The organism is Streptomyces sp. NPDC088350 (assembly GCF_044753545.1).
Classification (GTDB): domain Bacteria; phylum Actinomycetota; class Actinomycetes; order Streptomycetales; family Streptomycetaceae; genus Streptomyces.
The window spans coordinates 632,184-656,175 of record NZ_JBIVNL010000003.1 but is presented as its reverse complement, the minus strand read 5'-3'; the positions used below and the strand labels follow the sequence as shown (position 1 = coordinate 656,175).

Sequence of the window (23,992 nt, the reverse complement as noted above, 5' to 3'; positions counted from 1 at the left end):
TGGACTTGTTCGAATCTGTGAGGGACTTGATGCTGGAGATCGCCGAGAACGGCCGTACGTGGGTGCTGTCGGGCCCCACGAGCAGCTACGCCGTCCATCTCACCGAGCGCGACGAGCTGCTCCACCTGCACTGGGGCCCCGCCATCGCCTTGGCGGACGCCGAGGAGCTCGCCGCCCGCCCGCTGCCCGGCGGCTCCTCCTTCGAGTCCCCGCTCGACGGACGCGAGGAGTACCCCGTCGAGGGCGGCCCCCGCTTCGCCCGGCCCGCCCTGTCCGTGCGCACGCCCGAGCGCCGGGGCACGGAATGGACCTTCGAGCGCTACGACACCGAGGACGACGAGCTGCGGCTGCGCTTCCGGGACAGCGGACTGGCGATCACCCTGCACTACCGGACGCGCGGCGACGTCGTAGAGCGCTGGACGACCCTGGACAACGACGGGCCCGGGGCTCTGGAGCTGTTGCGCGCCGACTCCGCCGTGTGGACGTTGCCCGAGCGGGAGGGATGGGGGCTGTCGCAGTTGCACGGGCGGTGGGCCGCCGAGTCCCGGCTGGTGCGTTCCGGTCTCACCTACGGTGAGAAGGTCATCGGCAGCCGTCGCGGACACACCGGACACCAGCACCTGCCCTGGGTCGCCCTCGACCTCGACGCGACCGAGGAGCGCGGCGAGGTCTACGGGTGTGCTCTCGGCTGGTCGGGGTCCTGGCGGATCGCCGTGGCCCAACTCTCGGACGCGCGCGTGCAGATCAGCGGCGGCGCCGGGTACGACGACTCCGGGCTGCTGCTCCTGGAGCCGGGGGAGTCCTTCACGACCCCCGTCTTCGCCGGCCTGTGGAGCGACGGCGGCTTCGGGGCGGCCAGCCGCACCTGGCACACGTACCAGCGGACGTACGTCATCCCGGACGCGGACCAGGACCGGCCGGTGCTCTACAACTCCTGGGAGGCCACCCAGTTCGACATCTCCGAGGAGCAGCAGGGCGTGCTCGCGCGGCGTGCGGCGGCGGCCGGGGTCGAGCTGTTCGTGGTCGACGACGGCTGGTTCGGGAAGCGCACCAGCGACCGCGCCGGACTCGGCGACTGGACCCCGAACCCGGACCGCTTCCCCGGCGGTCTCAAGCCGCTCGCCGACTACGTGCACGCGCTCGGCATGCAGTTCGGCATCTGGGTCGAGCCCGAAATGGTCAATCCGGACAGCGACCTGTACCGCGCGCACCCCGACTGGGTGCAGTTCCAACCGGGACGAAAGCGGACGGAGTTCCGCAATCAGCTCGTGCTGAACCTGGCCCGAGAGGACGTCCAGGAGTACCTCTGGGAGCGCCTCGACACGCTGCTGACCAGCGCCCCGATCGACTATGTGAAGTGGGACTTCAACCGCTGCTTCACCGACGCCGGCTGGCCCGGCGAGGCCTATCCGCAGCGCCTCTGGGTCGACCATGTGCACGCCCTGTACGGCCTGTTGGACCGGCTGCGGGCGGCCCACCCGGGCGTGGCCTTCGAGTCCTGCTCGGGCGGTGGCGGCCGGATCGACCTCGGCATCATGAGCCGCACGGACCAGGTGTGGACCTCGGACAACACCGACCCGCTCGACCGGCTCGCCATCCAGCACGGCTTCAGCCAGATCCACCCCGCGCGCGTGATGGCCGCCTGGGTCACCGACAGCCCGAACACCCAGCTCAACGACCGGGTCAGCAGCCTGCGCTTCCGATTCGTGAGCGCCATGGCCGGGGTGCTCGGCGTGGGCGGCGACCTCTCGGAGTGGACCGAGGAGGAACTCGCCGAGGCCCGCCGGTGGGTGGACCTCTACAAGGAGATCCGGCCGCTCGTGCAGCACGGCGACCTCCACCGGCTGCGCCCGCCGACGGGCGGACTGAGCGCCGTGCAGTACGTGCGCGGCGACGAGACCGTCGTCCTCGCCCTGCTCCAGGCGCAGCACTACGGCGAGCCGTTGCCGGCGCTCCGGCTGCGCGGGCTCGACCCGTCGGCGTCGTACGAATGCCTCGAAACGGGCGAAGTCCACCGAGGCGCGGTCCTGTTGCATCACGGGCTGCGGACCGGGTTGCGTGGTGACCTCGATGCGACGGTTCTCCGACTGCGTCGCATCTGAGCCTTCTGTCCTAATTGCAGCCTTCGTTCCAACTCGCTCTGGAATAAGGGAACCTGAGGGGCATGTACGTGATCAGCGTCATATTCGTGACCGTACGTCGTTCGTCATGTTCACGTAATTGACGTGCTTTTCCAGGGGAATTGAAGGATGGACCCCCGGGGAATTCACGGAGGGTGACTGTGAATTCCCACAGGGGATCACAAGAAACGCATATCCGTGGAACCTCCTGCTTGTCCCTTTGCGTCTTCCTCGCTTACGTTCGCCACCAATCCGGACGGACGCCCAATCCTGCCGCCGCCCGGACTCCGCACACACCCACCCGTATGCGGCAGGAGCGGGGGACCCACAGGTAGGACGCCTGTTCCGGTCTCCGGAACGGGCTTGGGGTAAAGCCGCGACCAGCGCGCGGCCGGGCATCTCCAGCCCGCACCCGACAGCTCACCTCGCAGGCGCCGGAGAGGAATTCGTCATGCCCGCGAAGGGTAAGCACCGCCGCCCGAAGTCCCCGCGACTCGCCCGCTCGATAGCCGTAGCCGGAACCGGCGGCGCCGCGCTCGCCCTGCCGCTCATGGGGGCCGCCGGCGCCCATGCCGCGACTACGACTTCCGCTCCGGAAAAGGCCGTTCAGTCGGTTCCGGCCAGTGAGAAGACGGTTGCGGAGAAGACGACCGCCAAGGCCGCGAACGTGAAGACGTATGCGGTGAAGGCGGGTGACTGGCTCGCGAAGATCGCCGAGGACCAGGACGTCACCGGCGGCTGGAAGAAGATCTACCAGGACAACCGTGAGGCCATCGGCGGCGACCCGTCGCTGATCCACCCGGGCCTGAAGCTCACCCTCGGCCAGAAGGCCACGACGAGTGGGACGGGCAAGTCGTCCAAGTCGTCCAAGCCGTCCGGTTCTTCGGCGCCCTCGTCCTCGTCGTCGTCCTCCTCGTCCTCCTCGTCTTCCTCGAAGAGCACGACGGCGACACAGAGCGCCGAGAGCACCAGCACCTCCAGCGGCTACACCCTCCCCGTGGTCGGCGCCACCATCGGCACCGGCTACCACGTCGCGGGCAGCATGTGGTCCAGCGGCTACCACACGGGCGTCGACTTCGTCGTCCCGACCGGCACCACCGTCAAGGCGGTCGCCGCCGGCACGGTCGTCTCCGCGGCCTACGACGGCGCCTACGGCAACGAGGTCGTGATCCGGCACGCGGACGGCGAGTACTCGCAGTACGCGCACCTGTCGCAGCTGTCCGTCTCGGCCGGCCAGACCGTGACCGAGGGGCAGCAGATCGGCCTCTCCGGTGCGACCGGCAACGTGACCGGCCCGCACCTGCACTTCGAGATCCGGACCACTCCGTACTACGGCTCGGACGTGGACCCGGTCGCCTACCTCCGCTCGCACGGCGTCACCGTCGGCTGACCTCTCGGGGCCCGGCGCAGGGCAGTTCCTGGCGTCAACGCCCCTGCTCAGAGGCTTATTCCGACTTTGGGCAACCCTTTACAAGTGGCTTATCTCACCGCCCGTCAACCCCTAAATACGATCGCGTAGGTCACACTCCAGGGTGAATTATGGTTGCCGTGGCTAACGATTCGAAGAGCGACAGCAGATCAGTGATCGGGTCGTACGTGGCGGTGGGGGACAGCTTCACCGAGGGCGTCGGCGACCCCGGGCCCGACGGGGCGATGGTCGGCTGGGCCGACCGGTTCGCGGTACTGCTCGCGGACCGCCGACCCGAGGGCGACTTCGAGTACACCAACCTTGCCGTGCGCGGGAAACTGCTCGACCAGATCGTGGCCGACCAGCTCACCCGGGCCAAGGAGATCGGCCCGGACCTGGTCTCCTTCTGCGCGGGCGGCAACGACATCATCCGTCCCGGCACCGACCCCGACGAGGTCGCCGAGCGCTTCGAACGCGCGGTCGCCGACCTCACCCGTGCCGTCGGCACCGTCATGGTGACGACCGGGTTCGACACCCGTGGTGTGCCCGTGCTCAAGCATCTGCGCGGCAAGATCGCCACCTACAACGGACATGTCCGGGCCATCGCCGACCGGTACGGCTGCCCGGTGCTCGACCTGTGGTCCCTGAAGACGGTCCAGGACCGGCGGGCCTGGGACGGCGACCGGCTGCATCTCTCTCCCGAGGGGCACACGCGCGTGGCGCTCCGCGCAGGCCAGGTCCTCGGCGTCGAGGTCCCGGTCGACCCGGACCAGCCCTGGCCCCCGCTGCCGCCGCGCGGCACGCTCGACATCCGGCGCGACGACGTGCACTGGGCGCGCGAGTACCTGGTGCCGTGGATCGGGCGCCGGTTGCGCGGCGAGTCCTCGGGTGACCATGTGGAGGCCAAGGGGGCGCTGTCGCCGGGCGACATCAAGATGCGGATCCAGTCGGTGGCTTGACGGGGTGACGACGGTGACGGGGTGACGGGTGCGACCGCTGTGCCGGGGGCTGTACGGCTTGGTAGGTCCCGGCGCGGCGGGTTGGACCGGTGGGATGACCTCGCGGGAGTGCTGGTCCGTCGACGGGTGAACCGGGGTGTCGACGTGACATGACCGGGAGCCGTCCCTCGCCCCGGGGTCACATCCCGGTGCCCGCACGCGCCCGCCGTAGGCCCGCACGCGCACGCGTGGCCGCGCCCGCGGACTCGCCCGGCGGCAGGATGGTGCTGGCGGCCCGCACGCGCACGCGTGGCCGTGCCGCCCCCCGTATCGCCGCCCTCGCGCGTGACTCAGGAAGCGGTCAACGCCGCCCGTTCCAGGCCGAGTTCCCGTGCGAGCGCCTCGTCGACCCACTCCAGGGCCCGTGCGTGCGACACCGCTCCCGCGTACGCCGTCATCTGTACGGCGAGGCCGTCCAGGAGGGCCGTGAGGCGCAGGGCCGCGCTGTTCGGGTCCGCGCACTCGAACTCGCCCGCGGCGACCCCCTCCGCGACGACCTCCGCGAGCGCCCGTTTCCACTGCCGGTCGAGATCGCGGGTGACGTCCAGGAGGGCGGGTTCACGCAGGGCCGCCGCCCAGCCCTCGATCCACAGCCGCCAGCCCTTGGCCTGCCCGGTCGGCGCGTACCAGCGCACCGCGGCCCGCAGCCGCCGCAGCGCGGTCGTACGGCGGCCGAGCAGCTTGCGCAGATGCGCCAGGTCGTCCTCGGCGGCGAACGTGAACGCGGCGGCGACCAGCTTCTCCTTGGTCGAGAAGTGATAGAGCACCAGCGCGTTGCTCACCCCGAGCGCCGACGCCACGTCGGCGATCCTGACCGCCGCCACACCCCGCGCCTCGATCTGCTCGACGGCGGCCCGCAGCAACTCCGCACGCCGCTCCGCCACGCCCAACCGCACTCTCGCCACGCGGTCACCCTAATCCGTCGCCCGCCGAGGTGGTGCCTCGTACCTCACCGGTACCAGCCGAAACGCTCCGCGATGACCGGCAGCCGGTCCGCGACGATGGCGTGCGCGGCGGCGCGCGGTGTCGTGCCGTCGGCCTCCGCGCGGGCCAGCATCTGGTCGATGAGGGCGCGCATCGAACGCCGGGTGTGGGCGAACGCCTCGTCCGCGTCCGCGCCGATGTCGCCGAACAGGGTCCACCACCACCAGGCGTTCGTCCCGGAGTTCACGACCACGTCCGGCAGCACGGTGACCCCCCGCGCGGCCAGCAGCTCCTCCGCCTCGGGCAGTACCGGCATGTTGGCCGCCTCGACGATCCAGCGGGCGGTGATCCCCTGCTGGTTCGTGGTGTCGATCGCGTACGACACGGCCGCCGGGACCAGCACCTCCGCCTCGACGGACAGCCAGTCCTCGCCGGGGAGTTCGCGGTCGCCGGGGCGCAGTACGGCGCGGTCCACGGTGCCGTACGCGTCCCGGGCGGCGAGCAGCGCGTCCACGTCGAGCCCGTCCGGGTTCGTGATCGTGCCCTTGATGTCGGCCACTGCCACGACCGCCAGCCCCGCGCGCGTGAGGAACCGCGCCGTCGCCCCGCCCATGGTGCCCAGGCCCTGCACGGCGACCCGCGTCCCCGCGTAGGGCACGCCCGCGCGGTCCAGCGCCGCGAGCACCGACTCGGCGACCCCGCAGCCGCCGACCAGCTCGTCGAGACCGATGCCGTCCACCTCGACCGCGAAGGCGTCCGCGAGCCGCCGCCGCGCCGTCGCCTCGTCGTCGAGCAGTGGATACACCGCCTGGATCGACGACACGAGCCCCGCCTCCGCGGCGGCCCTGTCGACCAGGTCCTGCGTCAGCCCGAGGTCCTCACCCGTCGTCCAGAAGCTCTCGATGTACGGCCGCATGGCGCGCAGGTAGCGCACGAGGAGGCCGTATGCCACCGGGTCCTGGGGGTCGCAGTCGATGCCGCCCTTCGCGCCGCCCAGAGGGACGTAACGGCTCTCCGGGTTGTAGTGCAGCGCCTCCTTCATGGTCATCCCGCGCGCGAGCCCCGCCACCTCGTCGAGCGTGCAGCCCGGCCGCATCCGCAGACCACCGCTCGACACCCCGCGCACCAACCGGTCGACGACCAGGAAGCCCTGGCGGCCGGTGACGTGGTCGGTCCAGGTGAGCGACATCAAGGGGGCGGTCATGCGGACTCCTCGGGCGCCGGCCGACAGGATGGGTGGTGCCGACAGGGTGGGTGGTGAGGTGGGTGCCGGACAGCAGGTACTGAACGGCGAGTCAGTATCGAAAGTGGCGTCGCGTCCTGTCAACGGAAGATCGGGTTCAGCCCCGAAGAGGCGTGGAACTTTGGTCTTTCCTTGGAAAGCGGGCTCCGCGACGCCGACGCACCGGCGTTGTCACAGGGGTCGACCATAATGGAAAGCCTGACCGACTCCACCTGGAGGAATCGTGACCGGTTTCCGTACCCTGAGCTCCGGGCTCCGCGAGCTGCGGCCCGCGGCCTTCGGCGCGGACCCGAGCGGCGAGCGCCTGGCGCGCATCCGCAGATCCCCCCACTTCAAGGACGGGGTCTTCCAGAATCCCGGGGGCAACACGAACGTCCGCCCGTCCGGCGGCACGATGGGTCAGATGGGCAAGGCGTACCTCGACAAGGAGGCACGCGCCCGCCGCGCCCCCGACGGCACTCTGCCGGTGCACGCCACCACCCTCGCCGACCTGGCCAAGCGCGCCGCCACCGGGCTGCGGCTGACCTGGATGGGGCACTCCAGCGTGCTGGCGGAGATCGACGGCCACCGGGTCCTCTTCGACCCGGTCTGGGGCGAGCGCTGCTCCCCGTTCCCGTTCGCCGGACCCAAGCGGCTGCACCCGGTGCCCCTGCCGCTGGCCGCGCTCGGCCCGGTCGATGTCGTGGTCGTCTCGCACGACCACTACGACCACCTTGACATGCCCACGATCAAGGCGCTGGCCGACACGGACACCCTGTTCGCTGTGCCGCTCGGCGTCGGCGCCCACCTGGAGCACTGGGGTGTGTCCGCCGACCGGCTGCGCGAGCTGGACTGGAACGAGGAGACCAAGGTCGGCGGCCTCACCCTGACCGCCACCCCGGCCCGCCACTTCTGCGGTCGCGGTCTGCGCAACACCCAGCACACGCTCTGGGCCTCCTGGGTGGTCGCCGGGGACGAGCACCGGATCTACCACAGTGGTGACACCGGTTACTTCGAGGGCTTCAAGGACATCGGCGCCGCGCACGGCCCGTTCGACGCGACGATGATCCAGATCGGCGCGTACAGCGAGTTCTGGCCCGACATCCACATGACGCCGGAGGAGGGCATGCGCGCCCACCTCGACCTCCAGGGCGGGCAGCCGCACGGGGTGCTGCTGCCGATCCACTGGGGCACGTTCAACCTGGCGCTGCACCCGTGGGCCGAGCCCGGCGAATGGACCGCTTACGAGGGTGAGGCGGCGGGCCAGGCCGTGGTCACCCCGCGGCCGGGCGAGCCGTTCGAACCGGGCGGCGACCCGGTGACGGACCCCTGGTGGCGGCCCTTCGGGGGGACGATCGACCAGCACTGGCGCACCCCGAAGCCGGTCGGGACGGAACCGAACCCGGCCGCGACTCCGGCGGAACTCGACCTCGCGAACGAACGCTGACGGAGGTCCGAACCCACAGGTGTTGACGGGGTCGCGGTCCGGCACGGGCCGCGCCCCCGCAGTGCGCAGTCCCCGGCGACTCCCTCCACGAAATCGTGTGGGGGCCGGTCGCCGGCGATGAGGTGGCTCCGCCCGGCCACAGTGCCCCCTCCGGATACGGCCTGTGATGTTCCGGCCCACGGCCGAGGGCGGCGGAACCCCCGGGAAACGCCGTCGCGGCCCAGCCGCAGGCGCGGGGCAGGTGAACATCGGGGGCTGACCGGCATCGAGCTCCCCAGCCCCTGGCGCCCGTTCGCGACCGGTTCCGATCAGGGGCGATCGATTCTTTGTCCTTCTTCGCCGTGCGGCCGAGAAGGTTATCGGTCTGTCGTGCGAGGCCTCATACCAGAGCGGGACGCTCCCCGTGGGACTTTGTCAACTGCCCACCGCACATGATGCGTTGACGACTACTGTGAGTGTCCGTCGGGCGACGCGGTGCCGAATTCTTCGGCTCTCTCGACCGGCACCGCGATGGCGTATGCCCGAATCGCGCACCCCGCGCGAGCAAACCGGCCCGACGCACCAGTACGAGGACGCCGATGTCTCAACTCCGTGCACCGGCCGCACGCGCAGACCGCCGTGAGGGCGGCCGGCACGGGCGACCGGCCGCCCGCCCCGTGCCCGCAGTGCCCGAGACGCACATACGGCCCCAACTCCTGCGCCTCGCCGTGCTGCCGCCCGTCGCGGTCGCCCTGAGCGCCAGCGCGGCCGTCCTGTTCACCGTCCGCTCCACCGGAGCGCGGACCAGCCTCACCCTCTGGGGCGTCCTCGCCGGAGCCACGTCGGTGACGCTCGCGGGCATCGTGATCGCCGCCGTGGCCGCGGGCCGCGCGGCCGGTTCCGTCAGCGACCGCATCGGTGCCCTGCGCCGCAGCAGCGCGCGCGGCGAGGCCGACCTGCGCGACCTGGTCGAGGCGCTGCGCCGAGGCGAGGGCCCGCCCCCACGCAAGCCGCGCAGCCGGCCCCCCGGAGACGCCGACGACTTCGACCTGCTCGCCGCCGACCTGGCACACGCCCACGACGGCGCCGTCACCGCCGTCGTGGCGGCGGCCCAGCTCTCCAGCCAGGCAGGCAGCGAACAGAAGGTCGAGGTCTTCGTCAACCTCGCCCGGCGCCTGCAGTCCCTCGTGCACCGGGAGATCTCCATCCTCGACGAGCTGGAGAACGAGATCGAGGACCCCGACCTGCTCAAGGGCCTCTTCCACGTCGACCACCTCGCCACCCGCATCCGCCGCCACGCCGAGAACCTCGCCGTCCTCGGCGGCGCCGTCTCCCGCAGACAGTGGAGCAACCCGGTCTCCATGACCGAGGTGCTCCGGTCCGCCATCGCCGAGGTCGAGCAGTACTCCCGCGTCAAACTCGTGCCGCCGATCGACGGCACCCTGCGCGGCCACGCCGTCGCCGACGTGATCCACCTGCTGGCCGAACTCGTGGAGAACGCCACGGTGTTCTCCGCTCCGCACACCCAAGTACTGCTCCGCGCCAACCTCGTCACCTCGGGCCTCGCCGTCGAGGTCGAGGACCGCGGACTCGGCATGCCCGTCGGCGAACAGAGCCGTATGAACACCCTGCTCACCGACCCCGACCAGGTCAACGTCGCCAGCCTGCTGGCCGACGGCCGCATCGGCCTGTTCGTGGTCTCCCAACTCGCCCGCCGGCACGGCATCCACGTCCGCCTCCAGACCAACATCTACGGCGGGGTGCAGGCCGTACTCGTAGTGCCACAGGCCTTGTTGGGTACGACGCCGGGCGCCCCCGGTGCCGTAGGGCGACCGGAGGACACCATGGGCGGGGGGCATCCGCTGGTACCGCCGCGGCAACCTCCGCAGGGCCGGGGGCAAGGTGGGTCGCCGGGCGGGACCGACGGGGGGCAACCGGCGCGGCACCAGCGCGAGGCCGGGGCACCGGGGCGGCATCAACGAGGGGACTCGGCACCGCCCGCCGCACCGGCGCCGAACGGCAGCGGACCGGTGCCGCTGCCGGTACGCGGCGCCCACCCGGAACGGGCCAACCCCTCGGAGGCGGTACCCGGCATCCGCCCCGGCGACCGGCGGACCGTGGCCGAGAACGTGACCGCACCGCCCGTCCGACGCGGCGGAGCGGTACGCGGCACCATGGGCAAACCGCCCCAACTGCCCCGGCGCCGCGCCCAGGAACACATCGCCCCCCAACTCCGCGACGGTCCCGCCCCCCGTCAGGACTCCGAACAACCCGCAGGCCACGACCCCGGCCTGATGGCCGCCTTCCAGCGGGGCATCGGCCTCGCGGAGGCACAGCAGCACATGGAGGCGGAGGGGACCTTCGCGAGGGAGGGGACCGATATGGCGTCACCACATATGGAGGCACCATCCATGGAGTCGGACCACACAGACTCCCCATCCACCAGCGGGGTCCACACCAACGGTGCCTCCACGAACGGAGTCCACACAGGCGGCGTCTACATGAGCGCCCTCCAGGCGGACCCACTTGCCACGGAACCGTCCTCCCCGGCTCCGGTCACCGTAGAGCCGCCCCACATGTCGGCAACACACATGACCTCCGGCTACATGGACACCGCACTCCACCGCTACACCACCCAGCCCCAGCCCCAGCCCCAGCCCACGACACCGGACACCGGCACAGGCACGCACACGGACCGTTTGACCCTCGCCTCCCCCATGGACGCGACCCCCATAGCCGAAGCACACGCGCATGCCCCCGGTCACGGTCACGACCTCACGGCCCGGCACGACGGGAGCGCATCAGCCGGATGACCACGCAGGTCCCCACCCCCACCCCCACCCGCGCTCCCGCAGACCTTCGTACCCCAAGGAGTCGATCCACCATGGCGAGCGATGCGCCGACCGGCCAGGTATCCGATCTCGACTGGCTGATGAGCGGACTCGTGCAGCGCGTACCGCACACCACCAGCGCGGTCCTGCTCTCCTGCGACGGGCTGGTGAAGTCGGTTCACGGCCTCGACCCCGACAGCGCCGACCACATGGCGGCCCTGGCCTCCGGCCTGTACTCCCTCGGCCGTAGCGCGGGCGCCCGCTTCGGTGACGGCGGAGACGTCCGGCAGGTCGTCGTCGAACTCGACTCGACCCTGCTCTTCGTCACCACCGCCGGCTCCGGCACCTGTCTCGCCGTGCTCGCCGGCCGTGAGGCCGACGCGGCCGTGCTCGGCTACGAGATGGCGATGCTGGTCAAGAGCGTCCGCCCCTACCTCGTGACCGCGCCCCGGCAGCACGCCGTCGAATCACCTGCGATGAGGCCTTGAGCGTGGCGACGGCCGGCGACGGGCCCTGGCTGGACGATGCGGCCGGACGTCTGGTGCGCCCGTTCACGGTCAGCAACGGCCGGACCCGGCCCTCCGTCGCACTCGACCTCCTGTCGCAGGTCATGGCCACCGGCGCCACCCCGCTCGGCTACCTCGGCCCCGAACACGCGCAGGCGCTGGACCTGTGCCGCGCGCCCGTCTCGGTCGCCGAGGTCGCCGCCCACCTGAAGCTGCCGGCCGCGGTCACCAAGGTGCTGCTGTCGGACCTCGTCGACTGCGGGGCGCTGACGACCAAGCCACCCGAGTTCCACCACAACCCCACTGACCGGTCTCTTCTGGAGGCAGTGCTCGATGGACTACGACGACAGCTCTGACTACGAGAGCGGCCACGATCCCTTCCCCACCGCGCTGAAGATCCTGGTGGCGGGCGGTTTCGGCGTCGGCAAGACGACCTTCGTCGGCGCGGTGAGCGAGATCGCGCCGCTCAGCACGGAGGAGCTGCTCACCACGGTCAGTGCCGCGACCGACGATCTCGAGGGCATCGAGAACAAGGTCGAGACGACCGTGGCGATGGACTTCGGCCGGATCACCCTCGACCCGGAACACGTGCTCTATCTGTTCGGTACGCCCGGGCAGGAGCGCTTCTGGTTCATGTGGGACGAGTTGTCCGAGGGCGCGCTCGGCGCGGTCATCCTCGCCGACACCCGCCGCCTGGAGGAGTGCTTCGCCGCCGTCGACTTCTTCGAGCAGCGCGGCCTCGGATTCATCGTCGCGATCAACGAGTTCGACGGTTCCTACCGCTACGACCCCGAGGAGGTGCGCGCCGCCATAGATCTCGACCCCGGCATCCCCGTCGTGCGCTGTGACGCGCGGATCTCCAGTTCCGGAGTCCAGACCCTGCTGACCCTCGTACGCCATCTCATCGCCCACGCCCCGGCGCCCGCGCCGAGCCATGGTGCCCACATGTGATCCCCGCACACCGTCAGGGAGTTCCTCTATGACCTGCGTCCACAGGGACGGAGTACGCCCATGAGCTACGACCCGCCGCGTCCGGCAGGTCGGCTGCTGCTCACGCCCGAGGACAAGGAGGCACCCCAACGGATGCGCCGGCTGCGCGGGTTGGGTCTGGGGGAGCACCCGGACCCGGCGCTCGACGCCTTCGCGGACCATCTCGCCGAGCTCACCGGGGCGCCGTACGCCATGGTCAACTTCATTGACGAGAACCGGCAGTTCTTCGCGGGTCTGCACACTCCCGGCGGTGTGGGACTGCCCAGACCCGTCTCGGGTGGGGAGCACGCCAAGCCCGAGGTGGGGCGGCAGTTGGCGCGTGACTATGGGTTCTGCCCCCATGTGGTGGTCCGACGTAAGGCGCTGGTGTTGGAAGACGTCTGCGACTATCCGCGGTTCGCGGGCAATCCGGTCGTCGACGAGTTCGGCATCCGCTCCTATCTGGGGGCACCGCTCATCGACTCCACGGGGATGGTGCTGGGCACGGTGTGTGTCGTCGACACGGAGCCCCGGCCGTGGGGGAAGCCGGGGCTGGAGACGATCAAGTCGACGGCGGCGGAGCTGGTGGCCCGGCTCGAACAGCTCGGTGGTTTATAGGCGACCGGTCGTATAGTTGGTGCATGGGTAGGACCAGTGACGCCGGAGAGAAGATCCTCGCCGCCGGGCGGTCACTCTTCGAGGCGCGCGGGTACTCGGCGCTCGGGGTGGCCGAGATCTGCAAGGCGGCCGGAGTGCCGAAGGGGAGCTTCTACTACTTCTACGAGTCGAAGGAGGCCCTCGCGCTGGCCGTCGTCGACGAGCACTGGGCGGACCAGCGGCGGGAGTGGACGCGCGTCCTGAGCGGGGACGGCGGTGCTGTCCAACCGCTGGACCGGCTGCGGCAGTTGTGCGAGGAGACGGAGGCCGGTCTGCGTGTCGGACAGGAGGGCCGCGGCACGGTGCTGGGCTGTCTGTTCGGCAATCTGAGCCTGGAGATGAGCAACCGGACCGAGGCCGTCCGCACCCGGCTGCAGGAGATCTTCGACGTCCAGGTCGAGATGGTCGAGGCGGTCGTCGGCGAGGCCCGTGACCGCGGGGACGTCACCGTGACCGACACCCGGGAGGCGGCGCGGTCCGTCGTCGCGCAGCTGGAGGGCCAGGTGATGTTCGCGAAGCTGTACAACAACACCGGGCGCCTGAGCCCCCTTTGGGCCAACTGCCTCGCCCTGCTCGGGGCGCGCACCGCCTGATCAGCGACCCGCGGTCCGTATCTCCGGGGCCGGCTGTCCCTTGTGCAGGGGCTGAGTCGGAGCGTTACACCGCGCCGCCGGGGTCGTTCGGGTGCGGCTCCAGCGGCGTGACGGCGAAGGTCATCCACGCGTGCAGGGGCAGGGTGCCGAGCACCTTCTCGTGGAGTTGCTCCTCGTCGTCGGCGCGCCAGACGCCGATGCTGCGCCGTTCGCCGACCGGGCGCCACAGCCGCCCCAGATGACCGGCGGCGGCCAGTTCGCGGGAGCGGACGGTCTCGGCGGCACGGCGCCGGTCGACCTCGTCCCGACTGGTGCCCTCGGGGACGGTGGTGGTGATCTCGACCAGGAACTCTCGCATGACCTTGCTCCGTTCGGGCCCGCCCGGCACGACGAAAGGACGCCGGACTTCCATGCCCTCATCGTGGCCCGGGACCGGCGCGGGCGCCACGACAGGCGTGCTCCCTGCTGAGAGGGACGGCCTCCCAGCCCGCGTAGCATGACGGGCGTGGAGCTGCGCCAACTCAGGTATTTCGTGGCCGTCGCCGAGGAACTGAACTTCGGCCGGGCCGCCGACCGCCTCCTGATCGCCGGCCCCTCCCTCTCCCAGCAGATCAAGGCCCTCGAACGCGATCTGGGTGTACGGCTCTTCGACCGCGACCGCCGCTCGGTCTCCCTCACCCCGGCCGGAGCCGCCCTCCTCCCGCACACCCGCGCCCTGCTGGAACGCGCCGACGACCTCCGGCGCCGGGCCGGCCGGCTCGCGGGCTCGGAAGCGGTCCGGCTCGGTTACGTCAACTGGGTCCCCGCCGACCTCACCACGCGCACCGCCGGAGTGGCCCAGGTGCACGTCGACGCGTGGATCGCGCCCTCGCACACCCAGGCCTCCCGGGTCTCGGACGGCAGCCTGGACCTCGCTGTGTGCTGGGTGCGGGACGAGGACCTCAAACGGTACGGCCTCCGGGCCCGGCTTCTCGGCGCCGACCGCCTCTATGCGGTGGACACGGGCACCGACCCCAGTGATGTGTGGGCCCGGGACACATGTGTCCTCCTCGACGACGACACCAACTCCTGGTCGTCCTGGAACGTGTACGCCGAGCGGCTGGCCCACGACACCGGGGCCCGCGCGGTGTCCATCTCCGACGGCGGCATCACCGGCCCCGCGTTCTTCGACCACGTCCGCCGCAGCCGCCGCCCGGTCGTCAACTCGCCCAAGGGGCAGACCACTCCGCTGCCGTCCGACCTGGTGCGCCGCGAGATCGTCGGACCGACCGTCCACTGGACCTGGTCGCTGGTGTGGCGCGAGGGTGAGACGCGTACCGCCGTCCTCGCCGCCGTGGACGCGCTCTGCGACGGCGTCGGCGACCTCGGACTCCGCGCCTCCGACGCCTGGCTGCCCGAGGGCGACCCGTACCGCTGACGTGGACTGGGAGGCCAGGCCTCCCAGCAGTGAGGAATCCGGTCCCGGGAAAACCCCCTCTGACCTTTGCTTTCCCCTCTCCGGGTCGCCTACCTTCTGGAATAGGCGACCGGTCGGCTAGTGGACGATCGACCGGGAGCACCTCAGCCACCCCTTCGGAGAAGGTCGTCATGAGCACTCAGAACCAGAAGGTCGCGATCGTCACCGGTGCCTCACAGGGCATCGGAGCCGGCGTCGTCGAGGCCTACCGCAAGCTCGGTTACGGCGTCGTCGCCACCTCGCGCACCATCGCCCCCGCCGACGACGCGGACATCGTGACCGTCCAGGGCGACATCGCCGACCCGGCCACCGCCGAACGGGTCATGGCCGCCGCGATCGAGCGGTTCGGCCGTGTCGACACGCTGGTCAACAACGCGGGCGTCTTCGTCGCCAAGCCGTTCACCGACTACACGGCCGACGACTACGCGACCGTGCTCGGCATCAACCTCACCGGATTCTTCCGGATCACCCAGCTGGCCGTCCCGCACCTGCTCACCCAGGGCGGCGGCCACATCGTCAACATCACCACCAGCCTGGTCGACAACGCGGACGCCCGTGTCCCCTCCGCGCTGGCCTCGCTGACCAAGGGCGGCCTCCAGTCCGCCACCAAGTCCCTCGCCGTCGAGTACGCCACCCGGGGCATCCGCGTCAACGCCGTGTCGCCGGGCACCATCAAAACCCCGATGCACCCGGAGGAGACCCACATGGGCCTCGCCGCCCTGCATCCGGTCGGCCGTATGGGGGAGGTGAGCGACATCGTCGACGCCGTGGTGTTCTTGGAGAACGCTCCCTTCGTCACCGGCGAGATCCTGCATGTCGACGGCGGTATGAGCGCCGGTCACTGAGAAAGGTCGGCGGAGATCACTGAGAAGGGCAGATGGAGATGACCAGCACGAATGACGACGAACTCGTCCTGCGCGGTGTCCTGGACCCCTGGAAAGCGGCCGTCGACGCCCACGAACCGGAGGAGGTGGCCCGGCTCTTCACCGAGGACGCGATCTTCCAGGGGCTGCACCCCTACAGCGTCGGCCGACCGGGCGTAGCCGAGTACTACGCCTCCCAGCCGCTCGGGATGATCGCCGCCTACCGTGTCCTGGAGACCCGGCGGTACGCCGACGACCTCGTACTCGGTTATCTGGACACGGAGTTCACGTTCACCGACCGGCCGCCGGTCCACGTCAAGCTCGCCGTGGTGGTGAAGCGGCTGGCGGACGGTTGGCACATCGCCCACTACCAGGTGTCGCGGCTCGACGGGTGACAGGCGTGAAGGTGACGGCTGTGAAGGAAAGCTGCGGCACGGCTTAAGAAAACCTCGATGGACCCGGGCGCTCCGGTGAGGCAGATTGCCAGCAGAATCCACCCCTACCCCGGAACGGGCGCGTCCGGCATGCCTGGACGATGCCCGGCCCGGGACCTCACCCTCAGGAGCCGTGGCGTTGAAGGCGCTGGTCAAGGAGAAGGCGGAGCCCGGGCTGTGGCTCGTGGACGTCCCGGAGCCCACTGTCGGACCCGGCGATGTACTGATCAGGGTCCTGCGGACCGGGATCTGCGGCACCGATCTGCACATCCGGTCCTGGGACGGCTGGGCGCGGCAGGCGATCCGTACCCCGCTCGTGCTCGGGCACGAGTTCGTCGGCGAGGTGGTGGAGACCGGCCGTGATGTCGTCGACATCGCGACCGGCGATCGCGTGAGCGGCGAGGGGCACCTGGTGTGCGGCAAGTGCCGCAACTGCCTTGCCGGGCGCCGCCACTTGTGCCGCGCCACGGTCGGGCTCGGCGTCGGCCGGGACGGTGCCTTCGCGGAGTACGTCGTCCTGCCCGCCGCCAACGTGTGGGTGCACCGGGTCCCCGTCGACCTCGATGTCGCCGCGATCTTCGACCCGTTCGGCAACGCCGTGCACACCGCGCTGTCGTTCCCCCTGGTCGGCGAGGACGTACTCATCACCGGCGCGGGCCCGATCGGCCTGATGGCGGCGGCGGTTGCCCGGCACGCCGGTGCGCGGAACGTCGTAGTGACGGATGTGAGCGAGGAACGGCTCGCGCTGGCCCGCAAGATCGGTGTGAGCCTCGCCCTGAACGTGACGGATGGTCAGATCGCCGACGGGCAGAAGGAGCTGGGGCTCCGTGAGGGCTTCGACATCGGTCTGGAGATGTCCGGCCGTCCCGAGGCGATGCGCGACATGATCGCCAACATGACGCACGGCGGCCGGATCGCGATGCTGGGACTGCCCTCCCAGGAGTTCCCGGTCGACTGGTCCCGCGTCGTCACCTCGATGCTCACCATCAAGGGCATCTACGGCCGTGAGATGTTCGAGACGTGGTACGCGATGTCGGTACTGCTGGAAGGCGGCCTCGACCTCGCGCCCGTGATCACCGGCCGGTACGGACACCGCGACTTCGAGGCGGCGTTCGCGGACGCGGCGAGCGGACGCGGCGGCAAGGTCATCCTGGACTGGACCGCGTAACTCCCTTTCGGCGAAGGAACTTTAGGAGCTTCCCCCATGTTCGACTCCGTGCGCGACGACCTCCGCACCACCCTCGACGAGATCCGCGCCGCCGGACTCCACAAGCCCGAGCGGGTGATCGGCTCCCCGCAGTCCGCGACCGTGAACGTCACCGCGGGCGGCCGACCGGGCGAGGTCCTCAACTTCTGCGCCAACAACTACCTCGGCCTCGCCGACCACCCCGAGGTCGTCGCCGCCGCCCACGCGGCCCTCGACCGCTGGGGCTACGGCATGGCCTCCGTGCGCTTCATCTGCGGAACCCAGGAGGTCCACAAGGAACTCGAGGCCCGCCTCTCCGGGTTCCTCGGCCAGGAGGACACGATCCTCTACTCCTCCTGCTTCGACGCCAACGGCGGTGTCTTCGAAACCCTGTTGGGCCCGGAGGACGCGGTCATCTCCGACGCGCTGAACCACGCGTCGATCATCGACGGCATCCGCCTCTCCAAGGCCCGCCGTTACCGGTACGCCAACCGTGACCTGGCCGACCTGGAACAGCAGCTGAAGGAAGCGGCGGGCGCCCGGCGCAAGCTGGTCGTCACCGACGGCGTCTTCTCCATGGACGGCTATGTCGCACCGCTGCGCGAGATCTGCGACCTCGCCGACCGCTACGACGCGATGGTCATGGTCGACGACTCGCACGCCGTCGGCTTCGTCGGCCCCGGCGGCCGGGGCACCCCCGAACTGCACGGCGTCATGGACCGCGTCGACATCATCACCGGCACCCTCGGCAAGGCGCTCGGCGGGGCCTCCGGCGGTTACGTCGCCGCCCGCGCCGAGATCGTCGCGCTGCTGCGCCAGCGCTCACGGCCGTACCTCTTCTCGAACACCCTGGCCCCCGTGATCGCGGCAGCGTCGCTCAAGGTGCTCGACCTGCTGGAGTCGGCCGACGACCTGCGCGTCCAACTCCGCGAGAACACCGCCCTGTTCCGCCGCCGGATGACCGAGGAGGGCTTCGACATCCTCCCCGGCGACCACGCCATCGCGCCCGTGATGATCGGCGACGCGACGCTGGCCGGCCGGATGGCGGAGCTGCTGCTGGAGCGGGGCGTGTACGTGATCGGCTTCTCGTACCCGGTCGTCCCGCAGGGGCAGGCCCGTATCCGGGTCCAGCTGTCCGCCGCGCACTCCACGGAGGACGTGAACCGGGCGGTCGACGCGTTCGCGGCGGCGCGGGCGGAGCTGGACGGCTGAGGGCGGGGCTGGAGGGCTGAGGGCGGGGCTGGAGGGCTGACGGTGGAGCCGGAGGGCTGATCCGTTCGTCTCATGGGCCAGGGCCAGGGCCAGGGCCAGGGCCACGGCCACGGCCACGGCCACGGCCAGGACCAGGGGCCAGGCCCGGGTTCGTCCGGAGCCCCGGACATATTGCGATAATCGGTCCCATGATCGAAGCGCGGCGGCTCCACATCCTCCGTGCGGTGGCCGACCACCGCACCGTGACGGCGGCAGCCGCCGCGCTGTACCTCACCCCCTCGGCGGTCTCCCAACAGCTCGCCGCCCTGGAGCAGGAGACCGGCCACCGCCTGGTCGAGCGCGGCGCCAAGGGCGTACGGCTGACCCCGGCCGGCGAGATCCTGCTCAGCCACACCAACGTGGTCCTGGCCCAGCTGGAACGGGCCGAGGCGGAACTCGCCGCGTACGGCTCGGGCGCGGCCGGCACGGTCACCGTCGCCGCCTTCGCGACGGGCATCGCACAGGTCGTGGCCCCCGCGGTGTCCCGTCTCGCCCGCCTCGCACCGGGCATCCGCCTCCGCGTCCAGGACGCCGAGGGCGACGCCAGCCTGCCGATGGTGCTGGACCGGCAGGTGGATGTCGCGGTCGCCGTCGAGTACCGAGGGGCCCCGCCCGCCGACGACCCGCGCCTGACCCATGTCCCGCTCTACGCCGAGCCGTTCGACGTGGTCGTCCCGCTCACCCACCGCCTCGCCGACGCCGCCGAAGTCCCCCTCGCCGAACTGGCCAAGGATCCGTGGATCGGCCCGTACCCCGGCAACCCCTGCCACGAGGTCACCGTCCTGGCCTGCGAGAACGCCGGATTCCAGCCCCGTCTCGAACACTCCTCCGACGACTTCCGTGCCGTCGTCGCCCTTGCGTCGGCCGACGCGGGCGTGGCCCTCGTCCCCCGCTCGGCGCTGCGCGGCATGGACCTGGCGGGCGTGGTCGTCCGGCCGGTCGACGGGGTGGCGCCGACCCGCCGGGTCTTCGCGGCCGTACGGCGCGGCACGGAGGAGCACCCGCTGATCCGCCCGGTGCTGGACGCGCTGGAAGAAGTGGCCAGGATGTAACCTCGCCGTCTCATATCCGGGATATCGTCCCGGATATGAAACTGGAGGAAACGGGGATCGCTCCCGACCCCATGGACACCCGCCTCGGCGCCCGCCTGGCCGAACTGCGGGCCGAACGCGGCTGGTCCCTGGGGGAGTTGGCGGAACGCAGCGGAGTGAGCCGTTCGACCCTGTCCCGCGCCGAACGCGCCGAGATCAGCCCCACCGCCTCCCTCCTCAACCGCCTGTGCGGTGTCTACGGCCGCACCATGTCCCAACTCCTCAGCGAGGTGGAGGCCGAGCCCGCCCTGCTGGTCCGTGCCGCCGAGCAACCGGTGTGGGAGGACCGCACCTCCGGTTTCGTACGACGGTCCGTGTCGCCCCCGCACACCGGGCTGCGCGGTGAACTCGTCGAGGGACGGCTCGGCGCGGGCGCCGACATCGCCTACGACCGGCCGCCCGTGCCCGGTCTGGAACAGCACATCTGGGTCCTGGAAGGCGCCCTCGACGTGACGGCCCAGGACGTCGAGCACCACCTCGACGCCGGTGACTGTCTGCGGCTGCGGGTGTGGGGGCCGACGCGGTTCCGGTGCCCGGGGCGGGACGGTGTGCGTTATGTGCTGGCGGTGGTGCTGCCGTGAAGGTGACGCGTCTGGATGCCACTCAACTGCCCGCTGCCAACGATGAGTTGGCGGACCTGCTGACCGACACCGTCGACGACGGCGCCTCGATCGGCTTCCTCGCGCCGCCCGACCGGGCGGCGGCCGTCGACTGGTGGCGGGAGCGTGCCGACGGTGTGGCCGCCGGGCGGCTCGCCGTGTGGGCGGCGTCGAACGGCGAACGGATCGTCGGCACGGTGAGCCTGGCCTTCCCGGACAAGCCCAACAGTCGCCACCGCGCCGAACTGATCAAGCTGATGGTGCACCGGGAGGCCAGAGGAGAGGGCCTCGGACGCCGGCTCCTGACCGTCGCCGAGGACGCGGCCGTCGCCGCCGGCATCACCCTCCTCCACCTGGACACCGAGACCGACAGCCCCGCCGAGCACCTGTACCGCTCCGCCGGCTGGACCCGGGCCGGCGTGATCCCGGACTACGCGGCGAGCCCGGGCGGGGAGCTTCGGCCGACGACGCTCTACTACAAGCGCGTGGGGGAGGAGGTACCGGCGGGCACTCCCACCAGGTGATTGTCAGTGCCGGCCGCTATGTTGCGTCTCATGCCGGATGCTGAAGACGTACGCCGTATCGCCCTCTCCCTCCCGGACACGACGGAGAAGATCGCCTGGAACATGCCCACTTTCCGGGTCGCCGGGAAGATGTTCGTCACGGTGCCCGAGGAAGAGACCTCCATCGCCGTGCGCTGCCCCAAGGAGGAGCGCGACGAACTGGTCCTGGCCGAGCCGGAGAAGTTCTGGATCGCCGACCACGAGGCGGGCTTCGCCTGGGTCCGGGCCCGCCTCGCCGCGCTGGAGAGCGAGGACGAACTGCGCGACATCCTCGCCGACTCCTGGCGCCAGGCGGCCCCGCCCCGACTCCTGGAGTCCTACCCGGAGTTGGGCCTGCCGTCCGGCGACTGAAATTCCCCCGGGCGTTGTCAGTGGCGCGTGGCATCATCCGGAGACAGGAGCGGGAGCCGGGACGGAGGGGGATCCGGCTCCCGCCTGGACGGGAGTTCACGGACATCGGCGGGGCGCTTGGGGGGCGGCGGCCGGGGGAGGGAGCGGTGGGGGATGACGGGGACGGCATCGGATCCGGCGCGCGAGCCGGCGGGGTTCGCATCGGCGCCGGGCGGGGCGGTGACCGGAGGCGATGACATCGTTGCCGGGAACGGAGTCGGAGCCGTTGCCGGGTCGGTGAAGAGAGACGGTGGCCGCGGCGAACGGCCCGTCTGGTCACGGGACTTCGCGCTGTTCTTCGTGGCACGCGCCGTCGCCCGGCTCGGCGACACCATGCTGCCCGTGGCCCTTGCCGCGGGCCTGCTGGAACACGGGTACGGCGCGGGCGCGGTCGGCCTCGCCATGGCCTCAACGGCCTTCGCCTTCGCGGGACTCGTCGTCTTCGGCGGGGTGATCGCCGACCGGTTCAGCACCCGCAAGCTGATGATCGGCGCCGACCTGGTGCGCCTCGGCACCCAGTCCCTCGCCGCCGTTCTCTTCTTCACCGGCCATGTCGTGCTCTGGGAGATCTGTGCGATCGGCTTCGTCAACGGCGTGGCGGGCGCGGTGTTCCAGCCCGGCGTGGCGAGTACGGTGCCGAGACTCGCCTCCGACATCCAGGGCGCGAACGGCGCGATACGCATCGCCGAGTCCGCCGCCCAGTTGGCCGGTCCTGCCGTGGCGGGCCTGCTCGTCGGATTCGCCTCGCCCGGCGGCGTGTTCGCGGCCCACGCCGCCACCTACGCGGTGAGTGCCCTCTGTCTGCTGCTGCTCAGGCTGCCCCCGCTCGCGCCGGGCAGCCGCGAGCCAGGGCACGGGACGGGAGCTTTCAAGGCCGATCTGGTCGAGGGATGGCGGGAGTTCAGATCGCGCACCTGGCTCTGGGGAGTCATCGCCGTCTGGTGCCTCTACATGATCGCCGTATGGGGTCCGACCGTTCCCCTCGTGGCGACACAGGTGGTGCAGGAACACGGCCCGCGCGCCTACGGCCTGGTCAACTCGGCCCTCGGCGCGGGCACCGTCGTGGGCGGACTGCTCGCCCTGCGGCTGCGCCCCCGCCGTATGCTGCGCGCCGGTGCGATCGCCCTCTTCGCCTTCGCCGGTTTCCCGGCGACCGTCGGGGCGGGGCTCGGCGTACCGGCCATGGCGGCCGGAGCCGCTGTCGCCGGGGCGGGCATGTCCTTCTGGGGCGTGATGTGGGCGACCAGCGTCCAGACACAGGTCCCACCGGACGTCCTCAACCGCATTCACGCGTACGACGTGGCCGGCTCCCTCGCGATGATGCCGGTCGGCCAGGCACTGGCGGGCCCGGCCGCCGCAGCTCTCGGCACCGGCCGTGTGCTCCTCGTCGCGGGGGCGATGAGCCTTGTGGTGCCGATAGCGCTGCTCCTCGTGCCCGCCATACGCGACCTGATACGCGCCGACGCGATCGCGGTCGGTCCGAGCGGTTCCGGCAGCCCGAGCGGCGCGGCGATACGTGAACGGGCGTGCCCGCAGGAGAGGTGAGCGCGGGCGCCGGTGCCGGGGTCGTCGTAGGGGGTCTCAGGCTCGTGCCGCCATGCGCCCGCTCCCGACGAAGGCGATGATCCGCTCGCGCAGCGTCCGGGCGTCGAGCCCGTGTGCGGTGACGTGTTCCTCGACGGTGCCGTAGCGCCGGAGTTCGGCGCGGCCCACGCCCAGGCCGAGCACGCGGTGGGGCACGTCGGCGAGTGCGTCGTTCGTGGCGGCCGTCGAGGTGCCGGCCAGGTACGGCTCGACGAGCGCGACGTCCGTCCCGGCCGTGCGCGTGGCCCGGCGCAGTGCGGTCGCGTCGAAGGGCCGCACGGTCGAGGCGTACAGGACGGTGATGTCGAGGTTCTCCGTGGCGGCCAGTACGGCGTCGAGCATCGGACCGACCGCGACGACCACACCGGCGCGGCCCTCGCGGACGGTGAGGAAGTGCTCGCCGTCGACCGGGAGGGCCTCCGTGTTCGACTGGACGGACAGCCGTACGTACACCTTGTCGTCGCCCGCGGCGACCGCGTGCCGCAGCAGGGTCTCGGCCTCGTCCGGGTGGCCCGGCACATGCACGGTCCAACCGTCGAGGGTGTCGAGGAGGGCGACATCGCCCGGGGCCATGTGCGTGAATCCGCCGGCGGGCCAGTCGAAGGAGGCCGCCGCGCTGACCAGTACCGCGCCGACGTCCTGGTGCCCGAGGTCCAGCTTGAGCTGCTCGAAGGGTCGCTCGACGAGGAAGCCGGCGAAGGTGTGCACGATCGGGCGCATCCCGGTCAGGGCGAGTCCCGCGCCCGCCCCGACGAGGAGCTGCTCGCGGATGCCGACGTTGATCACCCGGTCGGGGTGCCGGACTTGGGCCTCGGCGAAGCCGTCCCTGCCGATCTCGGCGAGGACGACCGCGAGGCGCGGTTCCTCGTCGAGCAGCCGGGAGACGACCGGGGCGAAACGGTCACGCATGGTGTCCATGGA

24 protein-coding genes and 1 riboswitch are annotated in these 23,992 nt (G+C 71.1%); of the genes, 20 read left to right on the top strand and 4 right to left on the bottom strand.

Translation table 11 applies throughout. The features are described 5' to 3' along the window. Positions 1–29 precede the first annotated feature (29 nt). The 3 genes from ACIQBL_RS12845 (at position 30) to ACIQBL_RS12835 (ending at position 4,487) form a co-directional block, all read left to right on the top strand. Positions 30–2,102, top strand: coding sequence for an alpha-galactosidase (locus tag ACIQBL_RS12845; RefSeq protein ID WP_401940216.1), 2,073 nt, complete (start codon positions 30–32; stop codon positions 2,100–2,102). Between the two features lie 302 nt (positions 2,103–2,404). Continuing rightward, positions 2,405–2,567: riboswitch (cyclic di-AMP (ydaO/yuaA leader) on the top strand. Between the two features lie 4 nt (positions 2,568–2,571). Next, positions 2,572–3,510, top strand: coding sequence for a peptidoglycan DD-metalloendopeptidase family protein (locus ACIQBL_RS12840; protein WP_401940215.1), 939 nt, complete (start codon positions 2,572–2,574; stop codon positions 3,508–3,510). 191 nt (positions 3,511–3,701) lie between these two features. Further along, positions 3,702–4,487, top strand: coding sequence for an SGNH/GDSL hydrolase family protein (locus ACIQBL_RS12835; protein WP_401940726.1), 786 nt, complete (start codon positions 3,702–3,704; stop codon positions 4,485–4,487). A 329-nt stretch (positions 4,488–4,816) separates the two neighbouring features. On the opposite strand, the gene ACIQBL_RS12830 is transcribed toward ACIQBL_RS12835, so the two are convergent. Then, entirely contained in the window at positions 4,817–5,431 is a 615-nt protein-coding gene (locus ACIQBL_RS12830; protein WP_401940213.1) for a TetR/AcrR family transcriptional regulator, read from the bottom strand. A gap of 44 nt (positions 5,432–5,475) precedes the next feature. Next, entirely contained in the window at positions 5,476–6,654 is a 1,179-nt protein-coding gene (locus ACIQBL_RS12825) for a Glu/Leu/Phe/Val dehydrogenase dimerization domain-containing protein (protein ID WP_401940211.1), read from the bottom strand. A 262-nt stretch (positions 6,655–6,916) separates the two neighbouring features. Here ACIQBL_RS12825 and ACIQBL_RS12820 point away from each other — a divergent pair, with 262 nt between their 5' ends. From ACIQBL_RS12820 to ACIQBL_RS12790, 7 genes are all read left to right on the top strand, one after another. Then, on the top strand, positions 6,917–8,119 hold the full coding sequence (locus ACIQBL_RS12820; protein ID WP_401940210.1) for an MBL fold metallo-hydrolase: 1,203 nt from the start codon (positions 6,917–6,919) through the stop codon (positions 8,117–8,119). Between the two features lie 578 nt (positions 8,120–8,697). Continuing rightward, the gene (locus ACIQBL_RS12815) at positions 8,698–10,911 is read left to right on the top strand and encodes a sensor histidine kinase (protein WP_401940207.1); all 2,214 of its coding nucleotides are present in this window, start codon (positions 8,698–8,700) and stop codon (positions 10,909–10,911) included. 71 nt (positions 10,912–10,982) lie between these two features. Then, positions 10,983–11,417 (top strand): roadblock/LC7 domain-containing protein, encoded by a 435-nt coding sequence (locus ACIQBL_RS12810; protein ID WP_401940204.1) that lies wholly within the window; start codon positions 10,983–10,985, stop codon positions 11,415–11,417. A gap of 2 nt (positions 11,418–11,419) precedes the next feature. Beyond that, entirely contained in the window at positions 11,420–11,791 is a 372-nt protein-coding gene (locus ACIQBL_RS12805; RefSeq protein ID WP_033281763.1) for a DUF742 domain-containing protein, read from the top strand. Further along, positions 11,769–12,386, top strand: coding sequence for an ATP/GTP-binding protein (locus ACIQBL_RS12800; protein ID WP_043671398.1), 618 nt, complete (start codon positions 11,769–11,771; stop codon positions 12,384–12,386). The genes ACIQBL_RS12805 and ACIQBL_RS12800 overlap by 23 nt, the downstream gene beginning before the upstream one ends. A gap of 60 nt (positions 12,387–12,446) precedes the next feature. After that, positions 12,447–13,022: a GAF domain-containing protein gene (locus ACIQBL_RS12795; protein WP_401940201.1), complete on the top strand. Its 576-nt coding sequence runs from the start codon at positions 12,447–12,449 to the stop codon at positions 13,020–13,022. Positions 13,023–13,045: 23 nt separating this feature from the next. After that, a complete protein-coding gene (locus tag ACIQBL_RS12790) occupies positions 13,046–13,654 on the top strand; it encodes a TetR/AcrR family transcriptional regulator (RefSeq protein ID WP_401940199.1) in 609 nt (202 codons plus the stop codon). Between the two features lie 64 nt (positions 13,655–13,718). Here the strand turns inward: ACIQBL_RS12790 and ACIQBL_RS12785 are convergent, their stop codons facing one another. Continuing rightward, positions 13,719–14,012 carry a muconolactone Delta-isomerase family protein gene (locus ACIQBL_RS12785; protein WP_401940196.1) on the bottom strand — a complete coding sequence of 98 codons (294 nt, stop codon included), beginning with the start codon at positions 14,010–14,012 and terminating at the stop codon, positions 13,719–13,721. Between the two features lie 138 nt (positions 14,013–14,150). Here ACIQBL_RS12785 and ACIQBL_RS12780 point away from each other — a divergent pair, with 138 nt between their 5' ends. The 10 genes from ACIQBL_RS12780 (at position 14,151) to ACIQBL_RS12735 (ending at position 23,032) form a co-directional block, all read left to right on the top strand. Beyond that, positions 14,151–15,071 carry a LysR family transcriptional regulator gene (locus ACIQBL_RS12780; protein ID WP_401940193.1) on the top strand — a complete coding sequence of 307 codons (921 nt, stop codon included), beginning with the start codon at positions 14,151–14,153 and terminating at the stop codon, positions 15,069–15,071. A gap of 170 nt (positions 15,072–15,241) precedes the next feature. Then, positions 15,242–15,955 (top strand): SDR family NAD(P)-dependent oxidoreductase, encoded by a 714-nt coding sequence (locus ACIQBL_RS12775; protein ID WP_401940190.1) that lies wholly within the window; start codon positions 15,242–15,244, stop codon positions 15,953–15,955. Positions 15,956–15,993: 38 nt separating this feature from the next. After that, complete coding sequence (locus ACIQBL_RS12770) at positions 15,994–16,368, top strand: YybH family protein (RefSeq protein WP_401940187.1); 375 nt, start codon at positions 15,994–15,996, stop codon at positions 16,366–16,368. Positions 16,369–16,546: 178 nt separating this feature from the next. Next, positions 16,547–17,575: an L-threonine 3-dehydrogenase gene (gene tdh / locus ACIQBL_RS12765; protein ID WP_401940724.1), complete on the top strand. Its 1,029-nt coding sequence runs from the start codon at positions 16,547–16,549 to the stop codon at positions 17,573–17,575. 36 nt (positions 17,576–17,611) lie between these two features. Continuing rightward, complete coding sequence (locus ACIQBL_RS12760; protein ID WP_401940184.1) at positions 17,612–18,805, top strand: glycine C-acetyltransferase; 1,194 nt, start codon at positions 17,612–17,614, stop codon at positions 18,803–18,805. A gap of 188 nt (positions 18,806–18,993) precedes the next feature. Beyond that, complete coding sequence (locus tag ACIQBL_RS12755; protein WP_401940182.1) at positions 18,994–19,896, top strand: LysR family transcriptional regulator; 903 nt, start codon at positions 18,994–18,996, stop codon at positions 19,894–19,896. A 35-nt stretch (positions 19,897–19,931) separates the two neighbouring features. Then, positions 19,932–20,516: a helix-turn-helix domain-containing protein gene (locus tag ACIQBL_RS12750; RefSeq protein ID WP_401940179.1), complete on the top strand. Its 585-nt coding sequence runs from the start codon at positions 19,932–19,934 to the stop codon at positions 20,514–20,516. Beyond that, entirely contained in the window at positions 20,513–21,058 is a 546-nt protein-coding gene (locus tag ACIQBL_RS12745) for a GNAT family N-acetyltransferase (RefSeq protein WP_401940176.1), read from the top strand. The genes ACIQBL_RS12750 and ACIQBL_RS12745 overlap by 4 nt, the downstream gene beginning before the upstream one ends. Before the next feature lie 30 nt (positions 21,059–21,088). Further along, positions 21,089–21,448 (top strand): MmcQ/YjbR family DNA-binding protein, encoded by a 360-nt coding sequence (locus ACIQBL_RS12740; protein WP_401940173.1) that lies wholly within the window; start codon positions 21,089–21,091, stop codon positions 21,446–21,448. 153 nt (positions 21,449–21,601) lie between these two features. After that, entirely contained in the window at positions 21,602–23,032 is a 1,431-nt protein-coding gene (locus ACIQBL_RS12735; RefSeq protein WP_401940171.1) for an MFS transporter, read from the top strand. A 36-nt stretch (positions 23,033–23,068) separates the two neighbouring features. On the opposite strand, the gene ACIQBL_RS12730 is transcribed toward ACIQBL_RS12735, so the two are convergent. Next, complete coding sequence (locus tag ACIQBL_RS12730; RefSeq protein WP_401940168.1) at positions 23,069–23,989, bottom strand: transketolase family protein; 921 nt, start codon at positions 23,987–23,989, stop codon at positions 23,069–23,071. Positions 23,990–23,992: the final 3 nt, after the last annotated feature.